Below are 21,218 nucleotides of genomic sequence, written 5' to 3' on the forward strand. Positions count from 1 at the left end.
GCGTTACAAGCACCCGACACCACAGGTAACAAAATCCCCGAAGAGGCAAGCGATGCCACCGATACACACATCCCCCAACGCGACGCACCCCCCTATAGGGACCCACCGAACAGGTCTCTCCGGGGGCGCGGGGCACTGCGCAATTCCCCACGACGCACCGTCAGTCGACGACGCTCCTGAGGGGTCTCCCCCAGGAGCGCGGGGAACTGCGCAAATCACCACGATGCACCGTCAGTCGACGACGCACCCGAGGGGTCTCCCCCAGGGGCGCGGGGAACTGCGCAAATCACCACGACGCACCGTCACCCGACGACGCACCCGAGGGGCCCTCCAGTGGCGCGGTGCCCTCGACCGAGATGACGGCCGGCCATGGCCCCACCGTGCCCCCACCCCCCACCCGAGGTGCATGATGTGCGCATGATCGGCACGGGGCGGGAACAGAAGCGGGCACTGGCGGCAGCACGATGCGCCATCGCCCTGGTGTGGTTCTACGAGGGCTTCTGGTGCAAGGTCTGGCCCGGCAGGGCGGATCAGCGGGCGATCGTGGCCGACATCCCCCTGCTGCCCGAGGGGGCCACCACGGCGGCGCTGGCCGCGATCGGGCTGACCGAGGTCGCGATCGGGCTGTGGGTGCTGAGCGGGCGGCGCACCCGAGCCGCCGCCGTCGTCCAGACGGCCTTGGTCGCCCTGTTCAACGCGGGCGGGCTGCTGTTCTCACCCGGGCAGATAGACGAACCCGGCCGGTTGCTGACACAGAACCTGGTGTTCCTGGTCCTGATCTGGATGACGGACACCCGACGCACGGCACCCGTCTCGCGCCACCCGGTGGACGCGTGAACACCGGCACGCCCTGGGCGAAGGGACGGCTCACCGGCGGCCTCAGCGGCCCCCGGCTGCTGTTCGGTCGTATGTACGAGGACTGGGGCGTCGAGCGACAGGTCTTCCCCGCGCCCGGCGCGAAGGTGCTGTGCATCGCCTCCGCCGGAGACACGGCCGCGGCACTGGCCGCCCTCGGCTACGACGTGACCGCCGTCGACATCAACCCGCACCAACTCGCCTACGCCCGCGCCCGGCTGGCCGGAGGCCCCACCCTCGGGGGCACGGCGGAGAAGGGGATGCGCCTGGGACGGTCCACAGCCGCGCTGCTGCTGCCCGGGTGGCGGCCACACCGCCTGCGGGACTTCCTGCGTCTCGACGACCCGGCCGAACAGGCCCGCCGCTGGCACCGGGACCTGGACGGCCCAGGACTGCGTCGGCTGATGCGGCTGGCACTGCGGCCCGGCGGCATCCTGGCCGCCGCGCTGCGACCCTCCTTCGCCGGTGCCGTCCCCGCACGGTTCGACGAGGTGCTGCACCGCCGCATCGAACGGACAGTGGTACGGCACCCCAACGCCACCAACCCCTGGCTCTCACGCCTCCTCACCGGCGAGGACCCGCCGGGCACCCCGCCCCCGTACGCGCCGCACACGCGTCTGGTCCACGGCGACGTGACCGCCGTCCTGGAAGGGGCCCGGCGCGGCTCGTACGACGCGGTGACGCTCTCCAACGTGCTCGACGGCCCGGGGCCCGCCTTCGCCCACCGGCTGCGTGCCGCCGTACGGCACGCGGTACGGCCCGGCGGAGCGGTGGTACTCCGCAGCGCCCGCGAACCCGGACCTTCCGGGCCCGGGTGGGCCGCCGAGGACCGGTCGGTGCTGTGGGGCGTGGTACGTGCGGTGCGCCTGGGAGCCACCGCGGACGACGACCGGAGGATCGAGCCATGAGACACCTGCTGCAACGTCACCCCGTGCCGATACGCACGCGCTTCGGCCATTCCCTCGTCCTCACCTACGCCCTGCCCGCCGATGTCCTCCGCCCGTTGCTGCCGCCCGGACTGGAACTCGACATCCACGGCGACCACGGCTTTGTCGCCGCCGCTCTCGTCAGCACCCACAAGCTGCGCCCCGCGTTTCTCCCGGCCGCCCTCGGCGCGGACTTCTGCCTCACCGGCTACCGGATCTTCGCCCGCTTCCCCACGCCCGGCGGCAGGACCATGCGCGGGCTGCGGATCCTGCGCAGCGACACCGACCGGCGCCTGATGGCGCTCGGCGGCAATCTGCTCACCCGCTACAACTACCGGTTCGCCCGCATCCGGACCGACGTGTCCGACGGCACTCTCGAGTTCCGCGTCGACAGCGCCGACGGGCGCGCCGACCTCCACGTCAGCGCCGCCATCGGCGGCGGCCCGGCCCCGCTGCCGGACGGCAGCCCCTTCGCGGACGCGCGTGAGGCCCGGCGGTTCGCCGGACCGCTCCCTTACACCTTCGAGTACGAGCCCCAGACCCGCTCGCTCATCGTCATCAAGGCGTTCCGCGCCCACTGGGATCCGCGGCCCGTCTCCGTGGACGTCCGCCGGCTCACCTTCTTCGACCACGGCCCGTTCGCCGGGACCCGGCCCGTCCTCGCCAACGCCTTCCACGTCGCGGACGTCGACTACGGCTGGGAGCGTGGCGTGCGCCGCGCCGAGGACGGCGGTGAACTGTGAACCGGCCGGCGCACCACCGCTCCGGCGTGCGGGACGTGATCGCGTACAACTGGCCGCTGTACGCAGCCGGACTCGCCGCCGCTGCAGGGTCCGCCTGCCTCCAGGGCAGGCTGCCCGGCCCGCTGCGGTCGCCGGCCAGGGCGGGTGCGCTGGCCGCGACGGCCCTGCTCGCCTCCACGACGGCCGCGACCTGGCTCGTCTACGACCGCTCCGGGCTGTATGACTTCGCCTGGCTGGACGAGGTGCTGCCCGCCCCGCCCCCGGCGTACTTGGTGGTCGGCACCGGTCTCGACGAGACGAGCGCGCCGCTCGCCGCCCGCTGGCCGGCCTCCCGGCAGACCACTGTCGACCTCTACGACCCGGCCGTCATGACCGAGGGCTCGGTGCGCCGTGCCCGCCGCCGCGTGCCGCCACCCTCGCACGCCCTGCCCGGCACGCCGCACGAGCTCCCGGTCGCGAACGCCTCGCAGGACGCCGTGTTCCTGGTCTTCGCCGCACACGAGCTGCGCGTGGCGGCCGAGCGGGAGCGGTTGTTCGCCGAATGCGCGCGCACGCTGAAACCGGGGGGCACCCTCGTCCTTGTGGAGCATCTGCGGGATGCCGCCAACACCGCCGTGTTCGGCCCGGGCGCCTGGCACTTCTACCCGCGGGGGGAATGGCTCGGACTCGCCACCGGGGCGGGGCTGAGCCCATGCGCCGAGCGCCGTGTCGCGGGGCTCGTCACCGCCTTCGCCTTCAGCAGACGAGTGACGGCGTGACCGAGCTGCTCACCCTCACCGGGCAGTTGCGCCTGGTGGGCCTCGCCCTGATCCTCATGGGCCTGGTCCACATCGTGCTGCCCCGGCTGCTCGACTGGCCCGGGGACCTGTCCGGGTCGACACTCCTGACCCGGCAGGTCTCCTACGCCCACCTCTTCTTCATCGGCCTCGTCTGCGCCCTCCTGGGCGCCCTGCCGCTCGCGTTCGCTTCCGAACTGCAGACCGGTGCTCCGCTCCCCACGGCACTGCTGGGGGGCCAGACCGTGTTCTGGGGACTGCGCTGGGCGGCCCAGTTCGTCTACTTCTCCCCGAGGCTGTGGCGCGGAAACCGCCTGTACACGCTCGGCCATATCGCCCTGGCCGCCCTGTGGACCTGGGTCACCGCCGTCTTCGGCGCGGCCTTGGTCCGGACGGCTCTGTGGTGATGCCGTCAGGCCAGGTCGGTCAGCTCCTCCGCGAACACCTGTGACAGCGGCTGGGGCCCCACATACTGCTGGCAGTTGCACTCTCCGGCCTCGTAGCGCACCGGCTTCTTGTTCTCGTCCCAGGCCGTGGGCACCTCGATGCGCTCATGGCACCGGCCCTGCTTGTCGTGCTTGGCGAGATGGTGCGTGCATCCGCACACCGGCTCCGGCGGCTTGGTCGCGGACTCGACGGCCAGACGCTCCTGCTTCGTCGCTTCCAGCACCTCCATCCTGCGCTCATGCCGGTTGCGCAGCGCGGTGCGGACGGTGTCGGCCACCCAGGCGAAGCCACCCGTCCAGAAGATGATCAGAACCCACCAGAATTTGTCCACAGACTGCTCCTTCCCCCGCACTGTTACCGGTCAGCAGCATAGTGAACCGAACCAGGAGGGGCATCGGCGGAACCCCGGCCGATGCCCCTCCCTCTGGTGAGCGGCTATTCGACGGTGTAGGAGAACCGCACGGTCGGCGGGTTGTGGTCGGACAGCGGGTCGCCGCCCGAGTCGAGGAACTTGTCGTACTCGTTGTTGTAGTACGTCGCGTTCAGCGTGACGCCCCCGCCGCTGCGGTAGAAGACCTTGTCGACGACCTCGCACGGATTGGCGGTCTTGCAGGTGGCCGCGCTGTCGTCGATGTCCGGGGTCTTGCCGCCGTTGATCAGCTGCACCCAGGCGTCGGTCAGCCCGTTGTCGTCCCGGAGCGTGCGGATGATGTCGCCGGAGCGCGTGTAGCGGCTGTTGGTGTCGCCCATCACGATGACCGCATGACCGGCCGAGTGCTTCTGGATGTACTCCGACAGCTGCCTGGTGTCCGCCTGGCGGGTGCTCAGCTCCTTCCGGGTGCCGGAGCCGGCGTTCATATGGACGTTGTAGAGATCGAGAGTGCCGCCTCCGGGGAGCTCCACCTGAACGTAGCTGAAGCCCTTGGGGGTGAGGCAGTTGGTGCCGGTGCACTTCGTCCAGGCGACCCGGTCGAGGTTCTTCAGCCGGAAGTCCGAGAACGTGTTGAGCCCGTCGGAGAAGGGGACTCCCACACTCCAGCTCGGCGCGGACGGCTTCGTCCGGTAGGGGTGGTCGTCGAACTTGCGGAGGTCGTCGTCGTAGGCGAAGTCCTCTTCGACGTTGACGAGGTCGTAGTTGTTGAGCCGCGGGGAGATGAGCTTCGTGTTGGTGGCGGGCTTGCTGCTGGACAGCGGCTCGGGCAGGCCCGCGACGTTGTAGGACAGCACGCTGAATGTGCCGCTCGTGGCCTGGGGTGAGGCGGCGGCGTGCGCGGCCGGCACCGTCACCATCGCGGAGGCGGCCGTGACCAGGCCGACGGTGAACATGACTCTCTTGCTTCGTGCGCGTTGCGGGGACACGTATGGCCCTTCCGTCGAGACGAACGAACAATGGGGGAGTGCGCGTGCGGTCCCGTCCGCCGGTGACCATGGCGGCGAATTGCAGTGCGACTGCAGTAATATGACGAGTCGTCGATGGCTTGTAAACGGTGCGGAACGTGCCGGGCGCGGGAACAGTGCGGAAAGTCCCGAAGTTCACCGATGGCGGGCCGGGCGGACCACGGTTGCCACTGACGCCGCTTCACGGCATCGCGCGTCAAGCCGGAACCGTCCATCCATCCGGCGCAGTGCCTGCGGGCGGCTCGAGGAGCCTCGCGGACAGAAGTCGACAGAAGTCGCCACCCGCCGGGGTTGCGGGGCGACGGTTCCTGAGAGCATGTGTGCCGTGAGTGCACAGGAAGAACAAAAGAAGCGCACAGCTGAGGCGGGGGGTGCGCGCCGGGTGCGGCGTGATCCGCTGCGGACCAACGCGGCGCTGGTGGACGCGGTGCTGGATCTGGTGGCCGAGGGGGTGCGCGCGCCGACGGGGAAGGCGATCGCCGAGCGTGCCGGTGTATCGGAGCGCACCGTCTTTGTGCACTTCGCCGATCGCGAGGCGCTGTACATCGCCGCCGCCGAGCGGCAGTCCGGGCGTTGGCGCGCCCTGGCCGAGCCGGTGTCGCCCGAGTGGGCCACGGCACGCAAGATCCGCGCGCTGCTGACCCAGCGCGTCCGGATGTACGAGGTGATGACGCCGATCCGCAAGGTGGGCCTCGGTATCGAGCCCGACTCGCCGGGCCTGCACCGGATCATGGCGCAAGGGGACGCCTGGTTCCGGGACGACCTGGCCCGAGCCTTCGCGCCGGAGCTGCGCGAGGTGTCCGGGGCGCGTCGGCCGGGAGGGCTCCTGGACGCCCTGGAGGCCGCGTCGTCCTGGGCGGCCTGGGACCACCTGCGCGAGCGACGTGGCCTGGACGAATCGGCGGCCCGTACGGCGATGGGGCGGACCCTGCGCGCGTTGCTGGGCGTGGGGGAGGGCTGAGCGGCGCGCGTCTTTGCCCGCCGACCGTTCCCTGCCGTTTCTTGAACGTGTCACGTGCGTGACAGATCTTCTCTTAATTCAGACCAACTGTAATAGTGGCGCCTGACTCCGGTTGCAGTCCAACTGCAAAACTGATTGCGACCGGGGCCTTGCTCGGCATGCACCGACCCGACATCCGAGAAGGGGGCGTCGCCATGACTCCGATGCACCGGCGTGGCTTCGTCACCGCGGCAGGAGCCGCGGCACTGGCGCTGAACGCACAGAACGCACAGGCGCAGATCGATGGGAGCGGCCAGGAGCCCCCGGGGCGCCACCGCGGCGGCGCGGAGCTGTCGCCCACACGGACCGACACCCTTCCCTACGACGACGAGGCGGACTTCGCGGACGCCGACCGCGGGCTCGTCGCCCCGTACACCGGTGGCGTGATCAAGGCCCCGTCCGGGGCGACCGTATGGGATCCGGACACCTACCGCTTCCTCGCCGACGGAAAGGAGACAGCGCCCGAGGCCATCGACCCGAGCCTGTGGCGGCAGGCCCGGCTGCTGTCGCGGCAAGGCCTGTTCAAGGTCACCGACAGGATCTACCAGGTCCGCGGACTGGATCTGGCCAACATGACGATCGTCGAGGGCGACACCGGCATCATCGTCATCGACACGCTGACGTCCGCGGAGACGGCCGCCGCCGCCCTGAAGCTCTACCGCGACCACCGGGGCGACCGCGCGGTGAAGGCCGTGATCTACACCCATCCCCACGTCGATCACTTCGGCGGCTGCCGGGGCGTCCTGCCCCAGGGCGCCGGTGACATACCCGTGCTCGCCCCGCAGGGCTTCATGGACCACGCGGTCAGCGAGAACGTCTACGCGGGCCCCGCGATGTCCCGGCGGGCGAGCTACATGTACGGCGCCACGTTGCCCGCCGGCGTCACCGCGCAGGTCGGCTGCGGACTCGGGCTCGCCGTGTCCCTGGGCACCATCGGCCTGATCGCGCCGACCCGGTACATCAGCACCACCGGCCAGGAAGTCACGCTCGACGGGGTCCGCATCCGCTTCCAGATGACCCCGGGGACCGAGTGCCAGGACGAGATGAACTTCCTCTTCCCGGACCTGCGCGCGGTGTGCATGGCGGAGAACGCCACCCACACCATGCACAACATCATCACCCTGCGCGGCGCCGAGGTGCGCGACGCCCACGCCTGGGCCGGCTACCTCACCGAGGCCATCGGCCTCTACAGCGGCAACGCCGACGTCGCCTTCGCCTCCCACCACTGGCCCACGTGGGGCAATGACAGGATAGTCGCCCTGCTCAGCCGCCAGCGGGACCTCTACGGCTATCTGCACGACCAGACGGTCCGCCTGATCAACCAGGGGCTGACCCCGGCCGAGATCGCGGAGACCCTTCAACTTCCGCCCGCGCTGGAGCAGGTGTGGGCCAACCGCGGCTACTACGGTTCGCTGAGCCACAACGTCAAGGGGATCTACCAGCGTTACATGGGCTGGTTCGACGGCAACCCCGCCCATCTGTGGGAGCACCAGCCGGTGGACGAGGCGCGCCGCTGGGTGGAGTGCCTCGGCGGCCAGGCCGCCGTGCGGGAACGCGCCGAGCAGTACGCGAACCGGGGCGACCTGAGGTTCGCCGTCACCCTGCTCAACCACGCCGTCTTCAACGACCCCTCGGACACCGAGGCCAAGCACCAGCTCGCGGATCTCTACACCCGGCTCGGCCAGGCCGAGGAGAACGCCGTCTGGCGCAACTTCTACCTCACCGGTGCCCAGGAACTCACCCATGGCATCACCACCGGCTCCGCCGGAACCTACGGCGTCGATGTGTACCAGGCGCTCACCGCAGGGCAGCTCATCGACGGCATGGCGGTCCGCGTCAACGGCCCCAAGGCGTGGAACCTGAACCTGGTCATCGACTGGCACATCGGCGACGACTACTGGCACCTCCGCCTCGCCAACGGCGTCCTCACCCACACCAGCGACAAGGCCGCGAACCCGGAGGCGCGCCTGACCATGACGATGACCACGGTCCAGCTCCTCGTGATGCTCGCGGGAGGCGGCACCAAGGGCATCGCCATGACCGGAAACCCGCTGCAGATGGTCTCGCTCCAGGCGGTCCTGGACACCCCGGACAAGGGCTTCGCGATCGTCACACCCTGACATCACCTCCTGAACGGGAGACGCTTCCGCCCGCCCCGCCACGCCCGAGCGGATTCCGCACCCCGACAGAGCCGAACACATCGTCCCGCCTCAGCCCTTCCACAGGTCGCGCCCAACTCCGCGAGCGAGTGTGGCGGGCATGAACGCAATCACCTCCGCCGGAGCGGCGTCCGCGGCGTCCCCCACGGTGACCAAGGCCGTGATCCCCGCGGCAGGGCTCGGAACGCGGTTCCTTCCGGCGACCAAGGCGACCCCCAAGGAGATGCTGCCGGTCGTCGACAGGCCGGCCATCCAGTACGTCGTCGAAGAGGCCTCGGCCGCCGGACTGGACGACGTCCTTCTGGTCACCGGGCGCAACAAGCGGGCCGTGGAGGACCACTTCGACAACAACACCGAACTCGAGCACGTGCTCGCCGCCAAGGGCGACACCGAGCGCCTGGAAGCGGTGCGCCAGGTCACCGGCCTCGCCCGGATGCACCATGTCCGCCAGGGCGCCCCGCTGGGCCTCGGCCACGCCGTCCTGTGCGCACGTAGTCACGTCGGCGACGAGCCGTTCGCGGTCCTCCTCGGCGACGACCTCATCGGCCCCGGCGAGACACTGCTGGAGGAGATGCTGCGGGTGCGGGCACGCTACGGCGGCAGCGTCATCGCCCTGATGCGGGTCGAGCCCGACCAGACCCACCTCTACGGGTGCGCGGCGGTCGAGCCGGCCGAGGACGCGGACGGCGGCGACGGCGACGGCACGCTCGTACGCGTGACCGACCTCGTGGAGAAGCCGGCCCGCGAGGCCGCCCCCAGCAGGTACGCGGTGATCGGCCGCTATGTCCTGGACCCGGCGGTCTTCGATGTGCTGGAGACGACCACCCCCGGCCACGGCGGTGAGATCCAGCTCACCGACGCGCTCAGGGAACTGGCGACGTCCGACGAGCACCCCGTGCACGGCGTGATCTTTTCAGGCCGGCGGTACGACACCGGCGACCGCGCCTCCTATCTGCGGACGATCGTCGAGCTGGCCTGCGAGCGCCCCGACCTCGGGCCGGACTTCCGCCAGTGGCTGTCCGAGTTCGTCCTCTCGGGCCGCCGGATGGCCGCCACCGGCTGACACCCGTGGCCGTATCCGGCCTCTGACCTGCGCAATCGCGCGATGGCGCCCCATCCATAGCTCCGCCACAGGTTCACCACACCCGTATGACAGAACGCTCCAAGAGCATCTGGTCATGCACACGGATTCCTGGACGGGAGACCTTTCCGCACATCGCTGACGCACGCCGACTCCCGCCCCGACACCGGGACGGACCGCGCCTGGGACGCGACCGTGCGACCGCACCCGGACAACCACCACCCGAGGAAAACGCAATGACCACGACACCTCACCCCCAACACGCCGCGATCGGCTCACCGCCCTGGACGGCACCGGACGGCGAGGCGAACGAGCACGGGCAGCACGCGGCAGGCGGCTCCCGTCCGGCCCGGCTGTGGCGGGGCAGGCCCGAGGACCCCCGCTGGGCGCGCCCCTCGCTGCTGGGACTGCTGCTGGTGACCGGCCTGTTCTACCTCTGGAACCTAAGTGCCTCCGGGTGGGCCAACGCGTTCTACTCCGCGGCGGCCCAGGCCGGGAGCACCAGCTGGAAGGCGTTCCTCTTCGGCTCGTTGGACGGGGCGAACTCCATCACGGTCGACAAGCCCCCGGCCGCGCTGTGGCCGATGGACCTGTCGGTGAAGCTCTTCGGTCTGAACTCGTGGTCGATCCTCGTTCCCGAGGTGCTGATCGGCGTCGTGACCGTGGCCGTGCTCTACGCGGCCGTCCGGCGCCACTTCGGCCCGGCGGCCGGACTTCTGGCCGGCGGGGTGCTGGCGGTGACTCCGGTCGCCACCCTCATGTTCCGCTTCGACAACCCCGACGCGCTGCTCGCGCTGCTGCTCACGCTCAGCGTGTACTTCGTGGTGCGCGCCCTGGACGACGGCCGTACCAAGTGGCTGGTGTGGGCGGGCGTCGCCGTCGGCTTCGCTTTCCTGACCAAGCAGTTGCAGGCGTTCCTGATCCTGCCGCCGCTCGCGCTGGTCTACGCCGTGTGCGCACCGGTCAGGCTGGGCAAGCGGCTGGGGCAACTGCTGCTGTCCGGAGTCGCGATGGCCGTCGCTGGCGGCTGGTGGGTCGCGTTGGTCGAGCTGATGCCCGAGTCCTCGCGCCCGTACATCGGCGGTTCGACGGACAACTCCTTCCTCAACCTGACGTTCGGCTACAACGGACTGAACCGTGTCAGCAGCGGCGGTGACGGCCCCGGTGGCGGCGGGGGCGGCATCGGCGGTACGGGCTCGCCCTCGCTCGTCAGGCTCTTCAACGACAGCCTGGGCGGCGAGATCTCCTGGCTGCTGCCCGCCGCGCTGATCCTGCTCGTCGTGGCCCTCGTCCTCACCCGCAAGGCCGGGCGCACCGATATCACCCGCTCCGCGTTCCTCGTCTGGGGCGGTGCGCTGCTGGCGACGGCCGCGGTCTTCAGCTACATGTCGGGCATCTTCCACGCCTACTACACCGTTGCTGTGGCCCCGTACATCGCCGCCCTGATCGGCATGGGCACGACCGTCCTGTGGCGGGAGCGCTCCAGGAAGTGGGCCCTCCCGGTGCTCGGCGCGGCGGTTGCCGCGACGGCGGTGTGGGGGTACGTCGTGCTGGGCCGCACCACCGACTACGGTCCGCTGAAGTGGTTCGTGCTCCTCGGCGGTCTCGTCGCGGCCGCGGGCCTGCAGTTCGCCGCGCGGCAGGGACGCCGCATGGTCCTCGGGGTCGCGGGGCTGGCTCTGGCCGCCTCTCTGGCGGGCCCGTTCGCCTACTCGGTGACCACTCTCGACACCGTGCACACGGGCGGTATGCCGACCGCCGGACCCGCTTCGGCGGGCCGGTCCGCCGGGTTCCCCGGAGGCAAGGGCGGGTTCCCCGGTGGCCCGGGCAAGGGCATGCCTGGCATGGGCACGGGGGAGGGTATGCAGGGCCAGGGCCAGGGGATGCCCGGTATGCCGGCGGGTGGCCCCGGCGGCGGGCAGATGCCCGGTGGTGGAGAGATGCCCACCGGCGGGATGGGCCGGCCTCCGTCCGGCATGGGCCAAGGGGAGGGAATGCCCGGTATGGGCAACGGTCAGGGCATGCCCGGCATGGGCGAGCTCCCGTCCGGTGCGGGCAAGGGCCAGGGCTTCCCCGGTGGCGGTCCCGGAGGAGGCATGGGCGGCGGATCCGACGAGAATCACGCCAACAGCAAGGTCACGAAGCTGCTGGAGAAGAACGCGACGCAGTACACCTGGGTCGCGGCCGGAGTGAGTACGCACAGCACAGCCGCCTACCAACTCGCCACCCAGAAGCCGGTGATGGCGATCGGCGGGTTCAACGGAAGCGACCCGTCCCCGACGCTCGCCGAGTTCGAGAAGCTGGTGAACCAGGGCGAGATCCACTACTTCATCTCCGGTGGAAGCAGCTTCGGGCCCGGCTCAGGGACCAACTCCGCCAACCAGATCACGTCCTGGGTGAAGGCGAACTTCAAGCAGGTCACGGCCGGGAACACGACCCTGTACGACCTGACCCGGAAGAAGACGACCTCCTGAGCCCCGCCTCGCGGCCGGCGGATGCCCTCCGCCGGCCGCGGGCGCGTGTCCGTGTCCGTCCAGCACTGCCGTCGAAGCAGGGCATGAACAGGCCCAGGCCCGGGGTGAACCGCCCTGGGCCTGGGCAGGGTGACGAGCCGTGATGCGCGGCATGTCAGCGTCGCATCATGCCGACGCGCAGATCACCCAGGCGAGGTACGTGGCAGTGGTGCCGTTGTTCGTGACGTCCACGAGCCATGTCTCCGTCGTACTGCTCTTGGCGTTGCCGGTGACCATGAGGTCGGTACTGGTCAGCGTGTACCCGCCGCCGATGGCGACCTCGCCCGGGTTGCAGTCCGCGTTGGACGTTCCCGACTCCCCGTTCTCGAGCGTGACCGGCTCGCCGTCCCTCTGCGTGGCACCGACCATGCCCGGACCCGTGGCGCCTGTCGTGCCCGTGGCACCTGTCGGGCCCGTCGCTCCGGTGGGACCTGTGTCTCCGGTCGCGCCCGTGACTCCAGTGGCGCCGGTCGCGCCGGTCGCCCCGGTGCCGCCGGGGCCGGTCGGTCCCGTGGGCCCGGTCGGTCCCGTGGCTCCGGTGACTCCGGTGGGGCCGGTGGCGCCCACTCCGGGGCCGGTGGCTCCGGTCACGCCCGTGGCGCCGGTGGCGCCGGTCGTTCCGGCGCCGGTGGGTCCGGTCGGGCCGGTCGCCCCCGTGCCGGTGGCGCCGGTCGGTCCCGTAGGCCCGGTCGGCCCTGCGGGTCCTGTAGGTCCTGTAGGTCCTCGGCGTTCCTCGTCGCAGTCGTCCTTCCTCCCTCCTGAGGGTGCCGCGGCAGCCCGGCGGCCATCGTCTCTGCAGCAGTCGTCCTTCCTCCCCCCTGAGGGTGCGGCGGCAGCCCGTCGGTCATCGTCCTTGCACGGGCGGTGGGCCGTCGCGGCGCTGGCCGCGGTCACCAAGCCGTTGAACCCGGGAATCGACAGAACCGAGGTCGCCAGGGCCATGCCTCCCACCGCGCCCCACATGCGCCGTCGACGTGCCCTGTTGGAGGCCTGTCTAGCTCGTGTGCTCATCGCCTTACCTTTACGCAGGGAACATCGCTCCCGGCGAGGAGCGATTGGCTGGATTGTTACCTATCTTGAATGAAAATACGCACAATGTGATCGGAGGTGTCACCGAAAAGACCTGGTTGTAGATCAGTCGGCCGTATACCGCGATGGCATCGGCGTGCCGATCGTCCCGAGGCCGTGGAATCAGCCGTCACTTGCCGAGGGCCGGCCCTGGCCGACACGTTCCGCGCGTCATGGCGCAGCGCATTCCCGATTCAATGCGGCACCGCGCCGGGGGAGTTGAGAAACAGGTGCGCCGTTCGTATTGCGAGGGGGCTTCGGGCCGAGCGACGTGTTCCGCTGAGGCGGCGGATGCAATTCACCTGGCGTGGCGGAATTGCCCGGTGAGGCGTCACGGGCCGGCCGTTCCACCCCCTGGCCGGGTGGAGCCGGACGGGGAGTGCACCACCGTCCGCCTGACATTTCATCAGGAACCGGCGTTGCGGCCCCTCCCGCAACCCAGTGCTGGCTACGCTCCCTGGCCGGTAACCCTGACATACCGTCACTTAGCTGGACGAGGTGAACATGTCTGACGGAGAAACGCAGCAGGAGCCGCAGACCGTCACACCGGGGCAGCGGAACCGGAGCGGAATCTCCGGAAGCCCTCGTGCGGGAACGGTGGCCAGGACCGCGGTGACGGCGCTCGCCGTCGTCACCGGGTTCGCGGGGCTGACATGGGGCGCGGTCGCGGTCACCCGGGAGCGCGCAGACCTCAAGCCCTTGACGCAGAAGCTGGGGGCGTGCGAGTACACCCTCAGTAATCCCCGCAAGTCCGTGTCCCTGCCGCCCACCACCCCTCCGGCGAACGGCAAGCCGTACACCGTGAAGCTGGCCACCAACATGGGCACCGTCACCTTCGAGACGCTCAGCGGCGGAGCCCCCTGTGCCACGAACTCCCTCGTGCATCTCGCCCGCGCGGGCTATTACAACGGCAGCGCCTGTCATCACGTGACCACCCGGAACATCTTCGTTCTGGAGTGCGGGGACCCCGCCGGAAAGGGAACGGCCGATCCCGGCTATTACTTCAAGGACGAGAACCTGGTGGGCGCGACCTACAGGACGGGCACGGTCGCGATGTCCAAAGTGATCCCGGGCCGCAACGGAAGCCAGTTCTTCATCACTTACGCCGACCCCCAAGTCAATATGCCGCCGTCGTGGACACCTTTCGGGACTGTTCTGAGCGGTCTGGATGTCCTGAAGAAGATCGGGGCGAACGGGGCTCAGGGCGGAGCCGCCGACGGCAAGCCCAGGAAACCCGTGATCATCGAATCGGTGACCGTCCGGTAGTCGTCCGCCCCGCGGGACGAACTGCTGTGGATGCGCGACCTCCCCGAATCCATCCGCGAACAGCTCAAGAAGAACCGGGTGTCCGCCGTCGACAAGTGCCTGGAGTCCCGGCGTTCGGCCCGCTCGCGCGGCGCCGCCCGGTAGGCGGCTCACGCGAGTTCCGAAGTCCCGCCGGCGCACGGCGATCAGCTCGAACCCGACTATCTGAGGGCAGGCATGGTCATCAACGCGTTTTCTTCCGACACCCTTCGACGACCCAGGGTGGCCTCCCCGCGGCGCGAGGCGGCGGTGAGGTCACCGGATGAGAGACAGGGCATCGGGTGGCAGATCTGGTGCCTGGCCGCCTGCCTGTTCCTCATGTACATGTTGGTGTCGCTGCGCATTCATGAGCGGATGCTGTCCAACAGCTTCGACCTGGGAGTCTTCGACGAGGCCGTCCGCTCCTACGCACATGGCAGACTGCCCGTCTCGGAGCTCAATGGCCCCGACTCCCCGGTTCTCGGCGATCACTTCTCGCCCGTCCTCGCCCTGCTGGCTCCCTTCTACCGGGTGTGGCCGACGGCCGAGACCCTGCTGGTGGCGCAGGCCGCGCTCGTGGCCGTCAGCGTCATGCCGCTGGCCCTGTGGGCCCGCCGGGCGCTGGGACAGACGGCGGCCCTGGTCATCGGCGCGGCGTACGGGCTGTCCTGGGGCGTGGCGAGTGCGATCGGCTTCGACTTTCATGAAGTGGCCTTCGCGGCTCCGCTCCTGGCCTTCTCCCTGGCCGCTCTCGGTCAGGAACGGCTGCGCGCGGCGGCCTGGTGGGCACTGCCCCTGCTGCTGGTCAAGGAGGACCTCGGCATGGCCGTGTGCGTCATCGGTCTGCTCATCGCCCGGCGCGGCGACCGCAGAACGGGCTTCGTCACCGCGGCAGTCGGTGCGGGCGTGTCCCTGCTGGCGGTGCTGGTGATCATCCCCGCGTTCAACATCTCAGGGTCCTACACGCACTGGTTCGGGATGGACTCCGTGGCCCAGAGCGGTAGCCTGCCCGCGCTGCTGGAGCACAGCACGCTCGGATTGATCACGCCGATGGAGAAGGCGAAGACCCTCCTGTACTGCCTGGCCCCGACGCTGTTCCTGGCGCTGAGGTCACCGCTGATCCTGGTCGCGGTACCAACCTTCCTGTGGCGGTTCGCCTCCAACCTGTGGAACGACTGGGGGACCAAGTACCACTACTCCCTGGTGATCATGACCATCTTCTTCGCGGCGCTCATCGAGGTGCTCGCTCAGCGCCGCCCCAGCCCGGCCGGCCTGCGCCGCTACCTGGTGGGCGTCGTGAGCGTCGCGGTGCTCCTGCTGCCGAGCTTCCCGCTGTGGCAGCTGGTCCAGCCCGCCACATGGCGCGACGACATCCGGATCGGCACGGCCCGTTCCGTCATGCGTCTCATCCCCGACAACGCCACCGTGCAGGCGTCCACGTTCCTGGTGCCGCAGCTGAGCAATCGCACGCGGGCGAGCCTCTTCGGCTGGTACACCAGCCGCCCCAACCCGCAGTGGATCCTGGTGGACACGTTCGTGCCCGCCAACCTGCGGTGGCCGCAGACCTATATGCAGGAGCAGGCCGCCCTCCAGGCGGCGCGCGCCCAGGGATACACCACTGTGGCCGACACCTTTGGCTATGTCCTGCTGCACCGCCCCGGCTGACGACGGCTCAGGCGCGGGGGCGGCGTGCTTCGCGGCCACGGACACCGGGAGAGCGTCACAGAACCGCCCGGCAGACAGATCCTCTCCCTCCCGCCGGCCGGCGGGAAGGAGAGGATCTTTCGGGAAGGACCCCTACAGCTTCAGTCCGTGCCGGGTGATGTACCAGTTGTGGTACGCGATCAGCCCGCCCAGCATCGCCAGCCAGAGCAAGGTGCTGGCGAGCGGGAAGGAGTCCATCGGGATCGTGTACACCAGCGCCACCCGCAGCACCGCGTCGAGCAGGAAGACCGAGCCCCACACCGCGCTGATGAACCGCAGGTGACGGCGGAACACCGGCTCCGCGTCCCAGCGCGCTTCCCACTCGGCGAGTCCGGCCTCGCCGACCTTGGCGATGATGATTCCGCGCGAGGTGGTCATGATGAACGGTCGGCGGGTGAGCAGCGTGCCGAGCGCCCAGAGGCCGATCACGGCGGTCACCCAGCTGTCCCGGATCGCGAGCACCCGCGGGCTGCCGGTGACCAGGGACAGCACGGTCGCCATCACCACCACGCTCAGCGTGAACACCGCCATGGCGTCCACGCGCCGCCGCCGCACCAGCCCGTAGATGATCCAGGGCAGCAGAAGCAGGCCTCCGACGACCATCGACAGCCACTGGCTGAGGCCGGCCGCGCGCAGCCCGTAGTAGGAGCCGAGCGGCAGGGCGAGCTCGAAGAACAACTGCGCGGCGATCTGCCGGCGCAGTGCCCCGGTGCGGCGTCGGCGCTCCGCCTCGGCGGTCTTGTCCGTTTCGGTGTGCAGGGCCGGTGCCGGTGCCGGTTGCGTTCCCATGGTCTGTTCCCCCGTATCGGCTGCGGTGGTCATGACGTCCTCCTCGTGGCGCGGTCGAACAGGTCCGCCAGCTCCCGGCCGGCCGCCCGTACGTCGAGTTCGGGATCCTGACTGGCGCGGCGCACCACGTCGTCGATGGCGGCGCGGATTGCCCGCACCGTCACCCAGGGGTCGAAGTCGCAGAACTCGCCCGCGCGTTGCCCCTTGCGGATCTGCTCCACCTGGACGGCGAGGGTCGACTCCATCGAGCCGAGGAAGGAGACCATGCCGGGGTCGTCGCCGCGGAGGTTCGAGAGGATCTCGACGATCGCCGCGAGGTGCCTCGGGTACTCGGCGAACAGCTCGAGGTTCCCCTCGATGGACGCCCGCAGACGGTCCGCGATGCCCTCGTGGGCCTCGATGCGCGGGCGCATGTACCCCTCGGCGAGCCGCATCACCTCGGTGACGACCTCGCGCATCAGGTCGTCCCGCCCCTTGAAGTGGTAGGAGATCATCCCCGTGCTGCTCAGCCCGGCGCGCTCCGCGATTCTCGCGAACGAGGCCCGGTGGTACCCGAGTTCGGCGATGGTGTCGATCGCCGCGGCAACGATCTGCGCACGGCGGCCCGTCTCCGTGAAGGAGGGGCTGGTCCCGCGCTCCCCGCTTTGCTTGGCCGTGCTATTCCTTGCTTGCATGAGCAAGACGGTACCCGGGTTTGCTCACCCGAGCAAGACATGTCTCCTGAAAGTCCCGGACGGCCGGCACGCGGCGCGGATCCCGGCGCGAGGCCGTTGCCGGGCTGGGTCACGAAGCCGCGCGGATTCGTCGTCGGTCCCCGAGACCGCAGACGACGAGGGCGAGCGCGGCTCCCGCCACGGTCAAGCCCATGCGCACACCGGCCAGCCGCCAGTCGTTGGCGCCGTGCTGCATGTCGAAGGACAGTGCGACGACGGTCAGGCACAGCGTCCACCAGCCATAGTGCGCGGCCCCGGCCAGTTGCATGGCGCAGATCGTCACCGCGACGACCGTCGCGCGTTCCGCCACGGTGAGCGGCGGTGTCAGCAGCAGCGCGGCGATCGTGCCCCCACCGATCGTCCCCACCACGCGATCCCGCGCCCTGCCATGCCGTGCCGCCGTGTCGGGTTTCGCGACGCGCAGCGCCGATGTCGCCAGCCACACGGCATGGGGGACCGGCAGGACCCAGGCCGTGGCGACACCGAGGACGCCCGTCACCGCGAGTGTGACCGCATAGGGCGCGCCCTCGCGGGCCCGGGCCCGCGGACTCGCCGCACGGGCGGCGGGCGTCGGCCCGGCCCCCGGCCGGTGAGGGCGATGACGGCGGCCTGCCACAGCGCGCCCGTGGCGAAGCCCACCGCGTACTCCCACCACCGGGTACCCGGGGACAGGTTGATCGAGGCCAGCAGAAAGGCCAGCGCCGACATGGCCGAGGCCATCCGCAGCGGACCGCCCGCGACCTCCCACAGTCCCTGCACCGAGGCCACCACCGCGGTACCTGCCGCCAGCGCCCAGGGATTCGGGGCGGCCAGTGCTCCCGCCGCCGACCAGACACCGAGTTCCACGGCGCCGGCGAAGAGAACCGGCACATGCGGTCTGCTGCTCAGCGAGGAGAACGCGGCCACCATCAAGTACGCCCCGAACGAGCCGGCCGCCCCCAGGTCCAGCCGGCCCACGCCGGCGAGCACCGCGAGCGGCACCACCACCGCCGCGGCCCGCACGGCGGCGACCGCTCCCCGGAGGCCGTCGGAGCGGCTCAACCGTGCGATCACCAGCTGTCCACCGTGATCAGCAGGACCTCTTCCTCTCGGTATCGCCTCGGTAGGAGCCGCCGGGCAGGTGAAGCAGACCGGAACGAGGCGAAAGGGTCCGCCGGTAAGTTGACGGACCCTCATGCATGACAGAGGTCAGGAAATCACTTATCGCGTCCCGTGTGTTTCGACTTCACGGAGATGAACCGTGATGTACACGACGTCACCCGTGATGTGCCGGAAGTCCGCGAAGCCCGTCACCGCGCTGAATTCCCGGGTGCCGCCATAGATCGAGTTCTGGAACTCCGGTGGCGTGCCGCCGATGGGACCGTTGTGACGCGACTGCATGGACAGCTGACTGCCACTGAGCGTCGTGAACGTCTCCTCGCACAGTTCGTCGGCTTCCGTGGAACTGACCAGGTTCATGGTCGTGCACTTGGCGGCGAATGTGCCATATGGCTTGCCGTTCTTGGCCTGCGTCAGGTTGCCGACGGCTGTGATCACGTCACCGGCCGCAGGGCTGCTGCCGACCGGTACATAGGTCTGGGACGTCGGGATGCCGATCAGGGTGATGACCGAGGAACCCGGAGTTGCGTTGCTCGCCTGGGCCTGAGAGGCCTGCGCCGATACACCGGAAACCGCAAAAGCGACCGCCAGGGCAGCGCGCGCAATGGGCTTACGCAGCATGCTTTCCTTTCCCGAGGAGGGGCGTCCGATCGCTGAATACCAGGCATACCGGAAGGTCTGTGGATGCGTTATGAGAAGCGTAGACGCAGGACCTATTGGCGCAGCGGAACCCCACGCGCTTTTCCCGGCAACGGTTGGAGTCTCAGCCCGCTCCGATGCAGGGCAGGCCGCGTGAGGACCCCAGAGGCGGGCCCGCCCTGCCGGGAGTGGCTGGGCGGGCCCCGTGGGTGCCCACGCGTACCGCTGAGTGGCGATCAGGTGGTGCAGGTGGTGCCGGGGGCGGGCAGCGCCCGGGTGCTCAGGTAGCGGTTGGCGGCGTCCTGGACGCACTGGGACAGCAGGATCATGCTGTAGTCGTCGCCCTCCCGGCTGAGAACGACACTGCCGGGCAGTTGGGCCGCCATGGCCGCACCCGCGCTGTGCGGGGCGAGGGCGTGGTGGGTGGACTGCACGATCAGCGCGGGCGGGGCGCCGTGGACCGGGGCGCCCGCCTTGGCGGGCCGGGCCGGGACGGGCCAGCCGAGGCAGCCGGCGATGGCCTTGTAGGAGCGGACGGCGCCGCCCAGGTGCGGGGACACGCGGGCGAGATCCTTCTGCAGTTGGGTGAGCTGCGCGAGGGAGTGCACCGGGCGTGCGGTGTCGAGGCAGGCCGGAACCTGCACCTGGGTGGGGTTGAGGGTGTCGTCCGGGTCGACGGTGAAGTCCACCGAGTTGGGGCCCTGGTCGTGGAAGGCCGCCGCGTCGGCGCCCTGGGCCCTGACGATGGCCTGCGCCAGTTCGGGCCAGGACAGGCGGTTGAGGTAGTCCTGCGTCGCCTCGCGGATGTCCTCACCGGTCAGCGGCTGGTGGGCCGAGCTCCCGGTGGGGATCGGGTCGCGGTCGGCGCGGGCGACGAGTGCGTCGTACTCGGCGGCGACGTTCTTGCCGTGCAGGGCGCAGTCGCTCGTTGTGGCGCACCAGGCGGTGAAGCGGTTGAAGGCGGTCTCGGCGGTGGCGGCTTCCTGGACGACCCGCTCGATCGGGGAGGCGGTGTCGTCCAGCGCCGTGTCGAAGACCATGGTGTGCAGCCTGCCGGGGTAGAGCTTGGCGTACGTGCGCCCCAGAAGCGTGCTGTAGTGGATGCCGTACCAGTTCAGCTGCTTCTCGCCGAGCCCGGTCCTGACCGCTTCGAAGTCCCGTGCGGTGCTGGTCAGGTCGGTGTGGGCGACGAGCGGGCCGTTGCGCCGCAGGCAGTCTTCGGCGAAGGCCCGGTTGTGGGCGGCGAGTGCGTCGAAGGCGGCCTGGGTCTTGGGGTAGTAGCTGACTTCCTCGGGCTTGACCGGCTCTCCGCAGACGATGGGAGTGCTGTGCCCGACGCCGCGCGGGTCGACCGCGACGAGGTCGAAGTTGTGGGTCAGGGCGCCCCGCATGTAGGGCAGGCCCATGCGCATCGCCAGCCGGAGCTGTTCGATCGAGGAGCCGCCGGCACCGTCGTTGAGGAGCAGCGTGCCCTGGCGGTGGGCCTGGTCGACGGCGGGGCGGCGCACGAGCGCGAGGGAGAGGCTGCCGTCACGCGGGTGGGACCAGTCGATCGGTACCTTGATCGTTCCGCACTGCATGTTCTTGAAGTCGGTGTCGGCGCACGCGTGCCATTTGATGCTGTCGGCCGGGGCCCCGTCGTTGCTCTGTTCGGCCTGTGCGAGCACGGGTACGGAGAGGGCGGCAACGACGGTGGCGGCGGAGGCGGCGATCCAGGTGGCGTACTTACGGTTTCTTGTCATGTCGGATTTCCTTGTTCGTGCGCCTCGGCCTGTGCGGAACGAGGCATTGTGCGGTGTGTTGCGGGTGGGGAGAGGACGCGGGCAGGACGGGTCCCCGCTGTGTCTCAGCTGTTGGTGTCGCCCGAGCCGGTGTCGGGGATCCATGAGCCGTGGATCCCGGCGGTCACCCGGCGGGGCAGGTGGACGGCGGCGACCCGGTCGAGGCCGGAGGCGTCGAGGACCAGGAGCTGGGAGGCGTCCTGCTTGAGGTCGGAGACGACGGTGAGCAGGTAGCCGTCGTCCT

21 protein-coding genes are annotated in these 21,218 nt (G+C 70.0%); 11 read left to right on the forward strand and 10 right to left on the reverse strand.

Going from position 1 to position 21,218, the window contains the following annotated elements:
• The first annotated feature begins 417 nt into the window (after positions 1-417).
• Genes ABZ845_RS28990 through ABZ845_RS29010 form a run of 5 tightly spaced genes read left to right on the forward strand, consistent with a single transcriptional unit; the run spans position 418 to position 3,707 of the window.
• A complete protein-coding gene (locus ABZ845_RS28990) occupies positions 418-837 on the forward strand; it encodes a DoxX-like family protein (RefSeq protein WP_360985412.1) in 420 nt (139 codons plus the stop codon).
• Complete coding sequence (locus ABZ845_RS28995) at positions 834-1,763, forward strand: DUF3419 family protein (RefSeq protein ID WP_360985415.1); 930 nt, start codon at positions 834-836, stop codon at positions 1,761-1,763. The genes ABZ845_RS28990 and ABZ845_RS28995 overlap by 4 nt, the downstream gene beginning before the upstream one ends.
• Positions 1,764-1,786: 23 nt before the next feature.
• A complete protein-coding gene (locus tag ABZ845_RS29000; protein WP_360985417.1) occupies positions 1,787-2,524 on the forward strand; it encodes a DUF2071 domain-containing protein in 738 nt (245 codons plus the stop codon).
• Entirely contained in the window at positions 2,521-3,282 is a 762-nt protein-coding gene (locus ABZ845_RS29005) for a methyltransferase domain-containing protein (protein ID WP_360985421.1), read from the forward strand. The genes ABZ845_RS29000 and ABZ845_RS29005 overlap by 4 nt, the downstream gene beginning before the upstream one ends.
• Complete coding sequence (locus ABZ845_RS29010; RefSeq protein ID WP_360985424.1) at positions 3,279-3,707, forward strand: hypothetical protein; 429 nt, start codon at positions 3,279-3,281, stop codon at positions 3,705-3,707. Before ABZ845_RS29005 ends, ABZ845_RS29010 begins: the two co-directional genes overlap by 4 nt.
• A gap of 5 nt (positions 3,708-3,712) precedes the next feature.
• Here ABZ845_RS29010 and ABZ845_RS29015 read toward each other — a convergent pair whose 3' ends face one another.
• Both ABZ845_RS29015 and ABZ845_RS29020 read right to left on the reverse strand, forming a co-directional pair.
• The gene (locus tag ABZ845_RS29015) at positions 3,713-4,078 is read right to left on the reverse strand and encodes a hypothetical protein (protein WP_360985427.1); all 366 of its coding nucleotides are present in this window, start codon (positions 4,076-4,078) and stop codon (positions 3,713-3,715) included.
• A gap of 104 nt (positions 4,079-4,182) precedes the next feature.
• Positions 4,183-5,073: an endonuclease gene (locus ABZ845_RS29020; RefSeq protein ID WP_360985430.1), complete on the reverse strand. Its 891-nt coding sequence runs from the start codon at positions 5,071-5,073 to the stop codon at positions 4,183-4,185.
• Between the two features lie 397 nt (positions 5,074-5,470).
• On the opposite strand from ABZ845_RS29020, the gene ABZ845_RS29025 reads away from it, so the two are divergent.
• The 4 genes from ABZ845_RS29025 (at position 5,471) to ABZ845_RS29040 (ending at position 11,859) form a co-directional block, all read left to right on the forward strand.
• Positions 5,471-6,106 carry a TetR/AcrR family transcriptional regulator gene (locus ABZ845_RS29025; RefSeq protein ID WP_360985433.1) on the forward strand — a complete coding sequence of 212 codons (636 nt, stop codon included), beginning with the start codon at positions 5,471-5,473 and terminating at the stop codon, positions 6,104-6,106.
• Between the two features lie 194 nt (positions 6,107-6,300).
• Positions 6,301-8,265 (forward strand): alkyl sulfatase dimerization domain-containing protein, encoded by a 1,965-nt coding sequence (locus ABZ845_RS29030; RefSeq protein WP_360985436.1) that lies wholly within the window; start codon positions 6,301-6,303, stop codon positions 8,263-8,265.
• 139 nt (positions 8,266-8,404) lie between these two features.
• On the forward strand, positions 8,405-9,367 hold the full coding sequence (locus ABZ845_RS29035) for a UTP--glucose-1-phosphate uridylyltransferase (protein ID WP_360985439.1): 963 nt from the start codon (positions 8,405-8,407) through the stop codon (positions 9,365-9,367).
• A 254-nt stretch (positions 9,368-9,621) separates the two neighbouring features.
• Positions 9,622-11,859 carry a glycosyltransferase family 39 protein gene (locus ABZ845_RS29040; RefSeq protein ID WP_360985442.1) on the forward strand — a complete coding sequence of 746 codons (2,238 nt, stop codon included), beginning with the start codon at positions 9,622-9,624 and terminating at the stop codon, positions 11,857-11,859.
• A 165-nt stretch (positions 11,860-12,024) separates the two neighbouring features.
• On the opposite strand, the gene ABZ845_RS29045 is transcribed toward ABZ845_RS29040, so the two are convergent.
• Positions 12,025-12,489 carry a hypothetical protein gene (locus ABZ845_RS29045; protein ID WP_360985445.1) on the reverse strand — a complete coding sequence of 155 codons (465 nt, stop codon included), beginning with the start codon at positions 12,487-12,489 and terminating at the stop codon, positions 12,025-12,027.
• Between the two features lie 981 nt (positions 12,490-13,470).
• Between ABZ845_RS29045 and ABZ845_RS29050 the strand changes: the two genes are divergently transcribed.
• Together ABZ845_RS29050 and ABZ845_RS29055 are read left to right on the forward strand one after the other, a co-directional pair.
• Positions 13,471-14,232, forward strand: coding sequence for a peptidylprolyl isomerase (locus tag ABZ845_RS29050; protein ID WP_360985447.1), 762 nt, complete (start codon positions 13,471-13,473; stop codon positions 14,230-14,232).
• Between the two features lie 288 nt (positions 14,233-14,520).
• Positions 14,521-15,915: a DUF2079 domain-containing protein gene (locus tag ABZ845_RS29055; protein ID WP_360985450.1), complete on the forward strand. Its 1,395-nt coding sequence runs from the start codon at positions 14,521-14,523 to the stop codon at positions 15,913-15,915.
• A 132-nt stretch (positions 15,916-16,047) separates the two neighbouring features.
• On the opposite strand, the gene ABZ845_RS29060 is transcribed toward ABZ845_RS29055, so the two are convergent.
• The 7 genes from ABZ845_RS29060 to ABZ845_RS29090 all read right to left on the reverse strand — a co-directional run bounded on the left by ABZ845_RS29060 (position 16,048) and on the right by ABZ845_RS29090 (position 21,204).
• The gene (locus ABZ845_RS29060) at positions 16,048-16,776 is read right to left on the reverse strand and encodes a VC0807 family protein (RefSeq protein ID WP_360985453.1); all 729 of its coding nucleotides are present in this window, start codon (positions 16,774-16,776) and stop codon (positions 16,048-16,050) included.
• Positions 16,773-17,417, reverse strand: a complete 645-nt coding sequence (locus ABZ845_RS29065; RefSeq protein WP_360985456.1) for a TetR family transcriptional regulator — start codon at positions 17,415-17,417, stop codon at positions 16,773-16,775. The genes ABZ845_RS29060 and ABZ845_RS29065 overlap by 4 nt, the downstream gene beginning before the upstream one ends.
• 109 nt (positions 17,418-17,526) lie before the next feature.
• A complete protein-coding gene (locus tag ABZ845_RS29070; RefSeq protein ID WP_360985459.1) occupies positions 17,527-17,955 on the reverse strand; it encodes an FUSC family protein in 429 nt (142 codons plus the stop codon).
• Complete coding sequence (locus tag ABZ845_RS29075) at positions 17,952-18,509, reverse strand: hypothetical protein (protein ID WP_360985462.1); 558 nt, start codon at positions 18,507-18,509, stop codon at positions 17,952-17,954. Before ABZ845_RS29075 ends, ABZ845_RS29070 begins: the two co-directional genes overlap by 4 nt.
• A 147-nt stretch (positions 18,510-18,656) precedes the next feature.
• A complete protein-coding gene (locus ABZ845_RS29080) occupies positions 18,657-19,175 on the reverse strand; it encodes a hypothetical protein (RefSeq protein WP_360985465.1) in 519 nt (172 codons plus the stop codon).
• Between the two features lie 254 nt (positions 19,176-19,429).
• The gene (locus tag ABZ845_RS29085; protein ID WP_360985468.1) at positions 19,430-20,935 is read right to left on the reverse strand and encodes an alpha/beta fold hydrolase; all 1,506 of its coding nucleotides are present in this window, start codon (positions 20,933-20,935) and stop codon (positions 19,430-19,432) included.
• 104 nt (positions 20,936-21,039) lie between these two features.
• Positions 21,040-21,204: a carotenoid oxygenase family protein gene (locus ABZ845_RS29090; protein WP_360985471.1), complete on the reverse strand. Its 165-nt coding sequence runs from the start codon at positions 21,202-21,204 to the stop codon at positions 21,040-21,042.
• Between the last annotated feature and the right edge of the window lie 14 nt (positions 21,205-21,218).

Source organism: Streptomyces sp. NPDC047022 (assembly GCF_040644155.1).
In the GTDB taxonomy this organism is placed as follows: Bacteria; Actinomycetota; Actinomycetes; order Streptomycetales; family Streptomycetaceae; genus Streptomyces.